Here is a 10,032-nt window from a genome sequence, read left to right as displayed (position 1 = left end):
ATCGGAGGCCAGGCCGAGGGTTTCGCCCTGGATGTGACCGACGACGTCACGCTCGGCGCAGCGATCACTGCGGCGGACCGCCGACACGGGCGGCTCGACATCCTTCATTCCCATGCCGGCATCCAGATCGCCGGTGGGCTCGAGGAGGTGACGGCGGCGGAAATGGATGCCTCCTGGCGGCTCAATGTCCGGTCGCATTTCGTGGCCGCCCGCGCCGCGATGGCGGTGATGAGGCCCCGGGGACAGGGATCGATCATCGTCACGTCGTCGAATTCCGGCGTGCAATACGACCGGGGGATGATCGCCTATTGCACCACCAAGCACGCCGTCATCGCAATGGTGCGCCAGATCGCGGTGGACTATGCGCGCCACGGGGTGCGCTGCAATGCGCTCTGCCCCGGCTTCGTCGATACACCCTTCAACGCCGGCTTCGAGACCCAGATGGGCGGGCGTGGGGCCTTGGAACACTATGTCGGCGGGACCATCCCGATGGGCCGCTGGGGCACGGCGGAGGAGATCGCCGACAGCGTCGTCTACCTCGCATCCGACATGTCCTCGTTCATGACGGGTCATGCGCTCGTGCTGGACGGGGCGGAGTCGCTTTGAGAATTCGGCAAGGGAGGAAGGCATGACGAGACCGCAGGCAACCGCGACGATGCTGGTCGAGGACGCGACCGTGCGCGTGACCCGCTTCGACTTCGCGCCGGGGGCCGAGACCGGCTGGCATCGGCACGGGATGGACTACGTCATCACCGCGATCACCGATTGCCGCATGCTACTGGAAGAGTCCGGCGGCGGCACGCGGGAAGTCTTGGTGGCGGCGGGCGAAGCCTACAAGCGCGCGGCAGGGGTCGAGCACAACGTCGTCAACGGCGGAACCCTGCCGATGCGCTTCATCGAGATCGAACTCAAGCCAAGATAGCGGGTGCGCGAGACCCCTGTCCTGGGTTGATGCCGGGGCGGAAACGCAGACTTTCCGCTGCGATGGCTTCTCATTCCGGCACGAATGCTGCACATAATGACGACGTAACGATTTGAAGGCATTGTGTTTTTATGGACAGTAAGTCCAAGAGCAGATATTTGTTGCCCCGTGTTGCGCCAATTCCGCGCAGTGTTCCGGTCTACGGCGCGCAAGGTGGCCACAGGCGTGGAGGGCGATCCCTTCCCGGGCTGTGCAAGAGGCTGCCTGACGCCGCCCACGTCATCTGGGCCGGTTTTGGCCGGGCGTTGAACGTGCTTCCCGTGCTCGAGGTTCTCGGCCTCATCGGATTGCTCTTCCTGCTTGGGCGCTGAAGCCCGCCGCGCCGCGCAGCCTATTCGGCGGGGCTCGGCGCGGCCTTTCTCAGCCCGAACCAGCGCTTGCGCCCGGGCGCCCCTGCGGGCTTCGGGTCGCGCGACGTCAGCATCAGCAGAGAGGGCGTCACGACCAGCGTCAGGATCGTCGCAAAGGCCAGCCCGAAGACGATCGCCGAAGACAGAGATATCCACCATTGCGTCGAAGGAGCCCCGAAGGTCGTCTCGTGGCTGAGGAGTTCGAGGTTGAAGCCGAACGCGATGGGCAAGACGCCGAGGATGGCCGTGACCGCCGTCAGCACCACTGGGCGCGCGCGCTCGTGGCAGGTTTCGAGGATCGCATCGACCTTCGACATGCCCTCGCGCCGGAGCGTGTCGTAGGTGTCGATCAGCACGATGTTGTTGTTCACCACTACCCCGGCGAGCGCGATGATGCCGATCCCGGTCATCACGATGCCGAACGGCTGGCCCATGATCATCAGGCCGAGGAAGACGCCGATCGTCGACATGACCACGGCCGAGAAGATCAGCCCGACCGAAACGAAGTTGTTGAACTGGGCGAGGAGCACCACGAAGATCAGGAACATCGCGGCGACGAAGGCCTTGGTCAGGAACGCGCCCGCCTCGGCCTGCTCCTCGTCCTCTCCGGCAAGCTGGAAGCGGATGCCCTTCTCGTCGAGCCCCACCGCAGCAAGCTGTGCAGAGATCGCCTGGCGGATGGGGTCGGCTTGCACGCCTTCGCGGATGTTGGCCTGGACGGTCACGGTCCGCGCACCATTGATCCGGGTCAGCGTGCCCGTCGTGGGGGCCGCAACGCGCGTGACGAAATTGGCGATGGGCACCGGACCCTCCGCCGTCTCCACCCTCAGCTGATCGAGATGCGAAATCGTCCGCTGGTCGGGCGGCAGGCGGAGCACGATGTCAACCGCATCGTCCGCGCCGGCGGGGCGGAAGTCCGAGAGCTTGAGGCCGTTGGTCACGAGTTGCACGACAGCGCCCACCGCGCTAGGCGATATCCCGTAGCGGGCCGCCGCCGCACGGTCGACCTTCAGTTCCCAGTCGACGCCGGGGGGCGGCAGGCCGTTGTCGATGTCGATCACATCGGGGTTTTTCGCCAGTTGGTCGGCCACGCTGCGTGCCACGTCGTTGAGCCCGGCCGGGTCGTCGGCCGACAGCCTCACCTGGATCGCCTTGCCCGTGGGCGGGCCGGCCTGCGGCACCGAAACCTCGATGTCGGCGCCCGGGATGCCCTGCATCGCCACCCTGAGGTCGGCGAGGATGGCGTTGGCGTCCTTCCTCTCGCGCCAGTCGACGAATTCGTACTGGATCACCCCCACCACGTCCGCTGCGACCTCGTTGCCGGCGTTCTGGCCCTTGCCGACGCGGGTATAGACCGTCTCGATCCCCGGCCAGCCGAGGATGCGTTCCTCTGCCTGGCGCACCAGTGCGTCCTTCTCGTCGATGGAGAGGTTGCCGCGGGCGTGGACATAGAGAAGTCCGTACTCCGGCTCCACGTTGGGGAAGAATTCCACCCCCTTGCCGAACGTGCCGTAGGCGAAGGGAACGGCCACGAGCGCGGCGACGGCCGTGAACGTGACGAGCCAGGGGTGGCGGATCGCCCGGGCGACGAAGCGCATGTAGAGGCTGTCGCGGCTGCGGTCCTCCTCCTTCACCGGCTTGGCGATGATCGCGCCGAGCGTTGGCGCGAAGAAGAGCGCGTAGACGAGCGAGGCCGAGAGCGTCGCGATCAGCGTGATCGGCATGTACTTCATGAACTCGCCGACGATGCCGGGCCAGAACAGCAGGGGCGAGAAGGCCGCGACGCGCGTCGCGGTGGCGGCGATCACCGGCCCGGTCATCTTGTGCGAGGCGAGCGCGAAGGCCTGGCGCTTGTCCATACCCTCGGCCATGCGCCGCTCGGCGTATTCGGTGACGATGATCGCGTCGTCCACCAGCATGCCGACGGCGAGGATGAGGCTGAAGAGAACGACGATGTTGACGGTAAGCCCGGCCAGCTGCAGCCCGAGGATGCCGATCAGGAACGAGGCCGGAATAGCGAGTCCGATCAGCAGAGAGGCGCGGCCAGAGAGCGCGTAGAGGATGACGACGAAGACGAGGATCACCGCCGTCAGGACGGAGTTCTGAAGGTCGGTCAGCAGTTGCCGGATGTCGGTCGACTTGTCCTGGCTGAACGAGACGACCGTGCCCGCGGGCAGGAGCTTCTGGAAGTCCGCCGTGACCCTCTTCACCTGGTCCACGGTCTCGATCAGGTTGGCGCCGGTGCGCTTGGAGACCTCGATCGCGATCGCAGGTGCCCCGTCGAGCCGGGTGATGGTCTCGGGGTCCTTGTAGGTGGCCCGGATCGAGGCAAGATCGCGGGCGCGGACGGTCGCTGTGCCGTTGGAGATTACCGGCAGGTTCGCCACGTCGTCCACCGTCTCGATGAGCGAGGGCACCTTGATCGCATAGCGCCCCTCGGCACCCTCGAGCGCGCCCGCGGCGATGAGCCGGTTGTTGGCGTTCACGCCGGCGATGAGCGTGTCGGGCCTGAGCCCGTAGGACGACAGTTTCGCCGGGTCGATGATGACCTCGACGAGATCGTCCCGTACGCCCTGGAGCGTCGCGTCGAGCACGCCTGGAACTTCCTCGATCCTGTCGCGCAATTCGCGCCCCGCCCTGGTCAGGATGCGTTCGGGCACATCGCCCGAAAGCGTGACGACGAGAACCGGGAACTCCGAGATGTTGACCTCGTTCACCGTGGGCTCGTCGGTGCCGTCGGGCAGGTCGCGCTTGGCCTCGGACACCTTGCTGCGCACATCGTCGAGCGCCTTGCCGAGGTCGGCGCCCGCCTGGAACTCCAAAAGCACGTTGCCGCCGCCCTGATAGGCGGTCGCCGTCATCTCCTTCACGCCGGTGATGGCCTTCAGCGCCGTCTCCATCGGGCGGAGCAGCAACCGCTCGCTGTCCTCGGGCGAAATGCCCTCATAGTGCATCGAGACGTAGATGATCGGGATCTGGATGTCCGGTTCGGCCTCCTTCGGAATCGTGACATAGGCCTGGGCGCCGGCCAGCATCAGGAAAACGAGGATGGATATCGTCAGCCGCGCATTGCGGATTGCGATTTCGACCAGTCCCATCGGTCAGTTCCCGGCCATCGCTTCGGCGTCCTTGACCACGACCGTCTCGCCGTCGCGCACGAGGTCCTGGCCGGAGACGATGATCCTGACGCCTTCCGGCACCCCCTTGACGACGAGGCCGCTCGCGGTGTCGTCGATCAGTTCCACCCCGGCGAAGCGGGCGACGTTGTCGGCGCCGACGACGCGCAGTCCGATCACGCCTTCGTCCGACAGCGTGATGATCGACCGCGGGATGGTGACGGCGCGTTCAGGGCGGGTAAAGAGGCTCACCTCGGCCGTCATCCCCGAGGGCAGGGCACGGTCGGGGTTTGGTAGCGCGACCTCGATCGGGAAGGTTCGGGTGCCGGCCGAGGCGTCGCGGGCCACATGGCGAACCGTCCCTTCCATCGTCTGGCCGTTGACCAGCCGCACCGCCGCGCGGTCGCCGGTGGCAACGAAGCCCACGTCGAGTTCGCTCACCTCGGCGCGCACGACGATCGGATCGAGCGCGAGGATGGTGGCGATGGGCATGCCGGTCTGCACCCACTCGCCGCGTTCGACCTCGACGCTGTCCACGAGGCCGGCAAAGGGGGCGCGCAGGTTCAGCCGGTCGGCGGCCGCTTCGGCCTGGCTCAGCGCGGCCTCGGCCGCGGCCTTGTCGGCACGCACCCTGATGAGTTGCAACTCGGCCGTGTTGCCGCTTTTGAAGAGCTTCTCGGCGACCTCGAGTTCCTGGGTGCGTTGGGCGAGCGTCGCCCTCGCCTCGGCGACGGCGGCCGCGACCTCGGCGCCCTCCACCGTCATCACGACCTGGTCGGCCTCGACCGTATCGCCCTTGGCGATGGACAGGGCGGCGATGACGCCGCTGGCCCTGGCGGCGAGTGCGGCCCGCTTGTCGGCGCCGGTTACACCCGAGATGCGCAGTTCCCGGGCATGCTCCTCGAAGACCGGCGTGACGGCGGCGACGGTGCGCAGGGCCGACTTCGCGGGCTCGGCGCCCGGTGTCGGCGCGCCGGGTTTTGCCTGGGAGGCATGCGCCTCCTCGCTGCCGACGGAAGAAAACTCGCCGGTCCCGACCCAGAGGGCCGCTGCCAGAAGAACGAGAACGGCCCAAATCCTGTGGCCCTTGATGCGCGAAGCCATCGTGCTGAAATCCCGGTTTCCACGTGCGGGGCGCCCAGGAACGGCACGGCGCCGCCCACGCCACTGTTCGTCGTGGTCATTATCTGTTGACTGAACGGTAAAGTTCAATATCGCATCTTGCCCCGCGCGTAAACGGTGCTCTGTTCCGACCCCTTGCCCTTCCGGAAGGCATGGCATCAACTGCGCGATGCCCCTTTCCTGAGCACCGGCCATGACGATGACCGCCACCGCAGCCCACCCCCAGATTGTGCCCATGGGGCTCGCGGGGCTTCTTGTGCGCTTTTCCGGGCGGCTGGACGACGGCGCCAATCGCGCAGCCCTCGCCTTCCGGGCGGCGCTGGAGGAGGCGCGCCCCGAGGGGGTCGAGGAAACCGTGTCCTCGCTCGGGTCCGTCTTCCTGCGGTTCGATCCCGGCGCGACCGGCCATGCCCTGCTGTCGGAACGGGTCGCCGCTCTTCTTCGCGCCCGGGACTGGTCTGCCACGCCCCTGCCGGCGGGGCGGCGGCTCTGGACGGTGCCGGCGGTCTTCGACGGCCCCGACCTTGCCGCGGCGGCATCGCTCGCCGGGCTTTCGCCGGCGGCCGCCGCGGAAGAGCTTGCGGCGGCGCGGGTCCGCGTTCTCTCCATCGGTTTCGCACCGGGCCTGCCTTACATGGGGCCCTTGCCGGGCCACTGGGACATCCCGCGCCAGACCGCGCTGACCCCCGTTGCGCCGGCGGGGGCCATCGTCGTCGCGGTGCGGCAACTCATCATCTTCCCTACCGCGACGCCGACCGGCTGGCGGCAGGCCGGGCGCACGGGGTTCCGGGCCTTCCGACCTGGTGCGGCGGAGCCCTTTCCGCTGAAGGCCGGCGACGAGCTTCGCTTCCGGCTGGTCACGGGCAGGGAACTCGACGCGCTCATCGCCGCCGATCCCGCCGGTGGTGGTGCGGTTGCGGAGGCAATCGCGTGACCGGGCTCCGCGTCCACTCCGCCGGTCCCGGCGTGACGGTGCAGGATCTCGGCCGGCCGGGATGGCTTGCCTTCGGCCTGTCACGCGGGGGCGCGGCCGATCCCCTCGCGCTCGTCGAGGGGGCGGCGCTGCTTGCGCAGGCCGCGGATTGCGCGGCGCTGGAGATGGCCGGCTTCGGCGGGGTGTTCGAGGCGACGCAAGACATGACGATCGCCGTCACGGGCGCACCGATGCGGGCGGCCCTGGCGGGCAGGCGCCTCCTGTGGAACGCCACGCATCTTCTTCGGGCGGGGGAGCGGCTGGAGATCGGAGGTGCCGAGGCGGGGGTCTACGGCTATCTCCATGTCGCGGGCGGATTCGCCACGGAGGTGGTCATGGGAAGCCGTTCGGCCCATCTGACGGCCGGGATCGGCGCCCCTGTTGCCGCGGGTCACACGCTGCCGACCGGTCCGGCCGGGCCAGGGCGAGCGGGGCTGAGGCTCGACGTGGCCGGCCGATTTGCGGGTGGCACCGTCCGAATCGTCGCCTCGGCCCAGACCGCGCTCTTTTCAGAGGCCGAGCGGGCACGGTTCGAGGCGACGGCGTTCGTGCGCGACCCGCGCGCCAACCGGCAAGGGGCGCGGCTCGCACATGACGGCGCGCCTTTCCGCGCCGAGGGCCAGCTTACGGTTCTTTCGGAAATCATCGTGCCGGGCGACGTGCAGATGACCGGGGATGGGACGCCATACGTCCTTCTGCCGGAATGCCAGACGATGGGCGGCTATCCGAGGATCGGTACGGTGGTGCCGGACGACCTGCCCATCGTCGCCCAGGCGCCCCCCGGCGCGCGGCTCAGGTTCCGGTTCGTCGGGCTCGACGAGGCGTCGGCGGACTGGCGCCGCGCACGGACGGGCGAGGCGGCGAGACTGGCGGCAGCGGTCCGGCCCATGGTGCGCGATCCGGCCGCGATGGCCGATCTTCTCTCGCACCAGCTCGTGGGCGGGGTCACGACGGGCGACGATCTTGAACGCAAGGAGGGCTGAGGATGCCGAAGGTGGACCTCAATTCCGACATGGGCGAGGGCTTCGGCCTCTGGCCGATGGGCGACGACGCGGCGCTTCTGAAGGTCGTGACCTCGGCCAATGTCGCCTGCGGCTTTCACGCGGGCGATCCCGACGTCATGGCTCGGACGATGCGACTGGCCGTCGAGAACGGCGTCGGCATCGGCGCGCACCCGGGCTTCCCCGACATTCAGGGCTTCGGGCGGCGCAGGATGGAACTGCCGCAGGCGACGCTTGCCAACATGGTCCGCTACCAGGTCGGCGCGGCGGCGGCGATGGCGGCCTCGGTCGGCGGCAGGCTGAGGCATCTGAAGCTCCACGGCGCGCTCGCCAACATGGCGGCGGAGGACGAAACGATGGCGCGGGTCTGTTACGAGGCGGCGCTGGGGGTCCAGCCCGACCTCGTGGTGATGGTGCTGGCGGCGACCGAGCAGGAACGGGCGGCAAAGGCGCTCGGCTGTGCGGTGGCGCACGAGATCTTCGCCGACCGCGCCTATGAGGACGGCGCGACGCTGGTGGACCGCCGCAAGCCCGGCGCCGTGATCCACGATCCCGCCCGCGCGGCGGCGCGGATGGTGGCGATGGTCGAGGCGGGCGCGATCATCGCCGAGAGCGGCAGGCACATCCCCACCCGGATCGACACGATCTGCCTCCATGGCGACACGTCCGAGGCGGTGGAGATCGCGCGGGCGGTCAGGGGCGCGCTGGAAGGGGCGGGGGTGGAGGTCGGGAAGCTCTGACCCTCACCCCTTCCGCGCCAGGTCCGGATCGGCGGCGATGCGCGCGAGGTAGCGGCCGTATTGCGTCTTGAGATAGGGCTGGGCGAGGGCCATGAGCTGACCCTCGTCGATCCAGCCGTTCAGGAACGCGATCTCCTCGGGGCAACCCACTTTCAGGTTCTGCCGGTCCTCGATGGTGCGGATGAACTCCGCGGCCTCAAGGAGGCTCTCGTGCGTGCCGGTGTCGAGCCAGGCAAAGCCGCGGCCGAGCGTTTCGACCCTGAGTTTGCCGTCGCCGTGGTAGAGGTTCAGGAGGTCGGTGATCTCCAGCTCTCCACGCGCCGAGGGCCTGATCGTCCTGGCGCGCTCCGGGGCGGTCGCGTCAAGGAAGTAGATCCCCGTGACCGCATAGGAGCTTTTCGGCTTTTCCGGCTTCTCGACGATCGAGAGAACGCGGCCCTCGCTATCGAATTCCACCACGCCGTAACGCTCCGGGTCCGACACGCGGTAGCCGAAGACGGTGCCGCCTTCGGTGCGCGCGTCCGCGGCCTTCAGCTTGGCCGACAGCCCCTCTCCGAAGAAGACGTTGTCGCCGAGCACCATCGCCGAGGGCGCGCCGGCAAGGAAATCCTCGGCCAAGAGATAGGCCTGCGCGAGCCCGTCGGGCGTGGGCTGTTCGACGTAATCGAAGCGCATCCCCCAGGCCGCGCCGTCGCCGAGCAGGGCCTGGAATTGCGGCAGGTCGCGCGGCGTCGAGATGATAGCCACCTCGCGGATGCGGGCAAGCATCAGCGCCGACAGCGGATAGTAGATCATCGGCTTGTCGTAGAGCGGCAGCATCTGCTTGGACACCGCATGGGTGATCGGGTAAAGCCGCGTGCCCGATCCCCCGGCGAGGATGATGCCCTTGCGGTCGGTCTCGCTCATGCTGTCGCCTCCAATTCGCGGATGACTCTGGCGAGGCTTGCCCGCCAGTCGGGTTGTTCGATGCCGTAGGTCGCACGGATGCGAGCACAATCGAGCGCGGAGTTCGCCGGCCGCCGGGCGGGGGTGGGGTAGTCGGCGCTGGCAATGCGCCTAACCGAGGGCCGCCGGGCAAGTGCCGACGCGGCAAGCACCGCCTCGGCGAAACCGGCCCAGCTGACTGTCGGCGCGCCGGCGTAATGGAAGACGCCGCTTGACCCCCGCCCTTCCGCAAAGGCGCGGGCGACGGTCCAGAGCGTGACGGCGATGTCGGCTGCGGCCGTGGGCCCGCCCCTCTGGTCATCGACCACCGAGAGCGTCTCGCGCTCGGCCGCGAGCCGCAGCATGGTTTTCACGAAGTTGCGCCCATGGGCGGAAAAGACCCAGGAGGTTCGGAGGATCGCATGCGGCCCATCCGCGGCGATGATAGCACGTTCGCCGGCAAGCTTGGTCTGGCCGTAGACGCCGAGCGGCGCGACCGGGTCCTCCTCCCGCCAGGGCCGGGTGCCGCTGCCGTCGAAGACGTAGTCGGTGGAGACATGCAGGAAGGGGATGGCCCGTCGGGCGGCGGCGCGGGCCATTGCGCCCGGTGCCTCGGCGTTGACGAGATGGGCCGTCTCGCGGTCGGTCTCGGCGGCGTCCACGGCCGTATATGCGGCGGCGTTGATCACCACGTCGACATCGGTGGTCGCGACGAGGGCGGCGCAGGTTTCCGGGTGCGCAAGGTCCGCCGCCTCCCGCCCGAAGGCGAGAAGAAGCGTGCCGCGCGGGGCGGTGCGGGCAAGCTCGATGCCCAGTTGCCCGGT

9 protein-coding genes are annotated in these 10,032 nt (G+C 68.6%); 5 read left to right on the top strand and 4 right to left on the bottom strand.

Annotated features, from left to right (window positions below; genetic code table 11):
* Together ACMUOO_RS14910 and ACMUOO_RS14905 are read left to right on the top strand one after the other, a co-directional pair.
* Positions 1-606: SDR family NAD(P)-dependent oxidoreductase (locus ACMUOO_RS14910; RefSeq protein WP_413855674.1), on the top strand; the 606-nt coding region annotated here is incomplete at its 5' end.
* A gap of 22 nt (positions 607-628) precedes the next feature.
* A complete protein-coding gene (locus ACMUOO_RS14905; RefSeq protein WP_301918436.1) occupies positions 629-922 on the top strand; it encodes a cupin domain-containing protein in 294 nt (97 codons plus the stop codon).
* Between the two features lie 391 nt (positions 923-1,313).
* Here ACMUOO_RS14905 and ACMUOO_RS14900 read toward each other — a convergent pair whose 3' ends face one another.
* Together ACMUOO_RS14900 and ACMUOO_RS14895 are read right to left on the bottom strand one after the other, a co-directional pair.
* Complete coding sequence (locus ACMUOO_RS14900) at positions 1,314-4,430, bottom strand: efflux RND transporter permease subunit (protein ID WP_301918437.1); 3,117 nt, start codon at positions 4,428-4,430, stop codon at positions 1,314-1,316.
* 3 nt (positions 4,431-4,433) lie between these two features.
* Positions 4,434-5,552: an efflux RND transporter periplasmic adaptor subunit gene (locus ACMUOO_RS14895; RefSeq protein WP_301918438.1), complete on the bottom strand. Its 1,119-nt coding sequence runs from the start codon at positions 5,550-5,552 to the stop codon at positions 4,434-4,436.
* A 211-nt stretch (positions 5,553-5,763) separates the two neighbouring features.
* Between ACMUOO_RS14895 and ACMUOO_RS14890 the strand changes: the two genes are divergently transcribed.
* Genes ACMUOO_RS14890 through ACMUOO_RS14880 form a run of 3 tightly spaced genes read left to right on the top strand, consistent with a single transcriptional unit; the run spans position 5,764 to position 8,284 of the window.
* Entirely contained in the window at positions 5,764-6,504 is a 741-nt protein-coding gene (locus ACMUOO_RS14890; RefSeq protein ID WP_301918439.1) for a carboxyltransferase domain-containing protein, read from the top strand.
* Positions 6,501-7,526: a biotin-dependent carboxyltransferase family protein gene (locus tag ACMUOO_RS14885; protein ID WP_301918440.1), complete on the top strand. Its 1,026-nt coding sequence runs from the start codon at positions 6,501-6,503 to the stop codon at positions 7,524-7,526. Before ACMUOO_RS14890 ends, ACMUOO_RS14885 begins: the two co-directional genes overlap by 4 nt.
* A 2-nt stretch (positions 7,527-7,528) precedes the next feature.
* Positions 7,529-8,284: a LamB/YcsF family protein gene (locus tag ACMUOO_RS14880; RefSeq protein ID WP_301918441.1), complete on the top strand. Its 756-nt coding sequence runs from the start codon at positions 7,529-7,531 to the stop codon at positions 8,282-8,284.
* Between the two features lie 3 nt (positions 8,285-8,287).
* Here ACMUOO_RS14880 and rfbA read toward each other — a convergent pair whose 3' ends face one another.
* Both rfbA and rfbD read right to left on the bottom strand, forming a co-directional pair.
* Positions 8,288-9,190 (bottom strand): glucose-1-phosphate thymidylyltransferase RfbA, encoded by a 903-nt coding sequence (gene rfbA, locus ACMUOO_RS14875; protein ID WP_301918442.1) that lies wholly within the window; start codon positions 9,188-9,190, stop codon positions 8,288-8,290.
* Positions 9,187-10,032, bottom strand: an 846-nt coding sequence (gene rfbD / locus ACMUOO_RS14870; RefSeq protein WP_413855673.1) for a dTDP-4-dehydrorhamnose reductase, incomplete at its 5' end; no start/stop codon positions are given. The genes rfbD and rfbA, both read right to left, overlap by 4 nt.

Origin of the sequence: Albidovulum sp., from assembly GCF_041919395.1 — a bacterium.
GTDB lineage: Bacteria > Pseudomonadota > Alphaproteobacteria > Rhodobacterales > Rhodobacteraceae > Albidovulum.
This window is presented reverse-complemented; position numbering and strand designations above follow the sequence as displayed.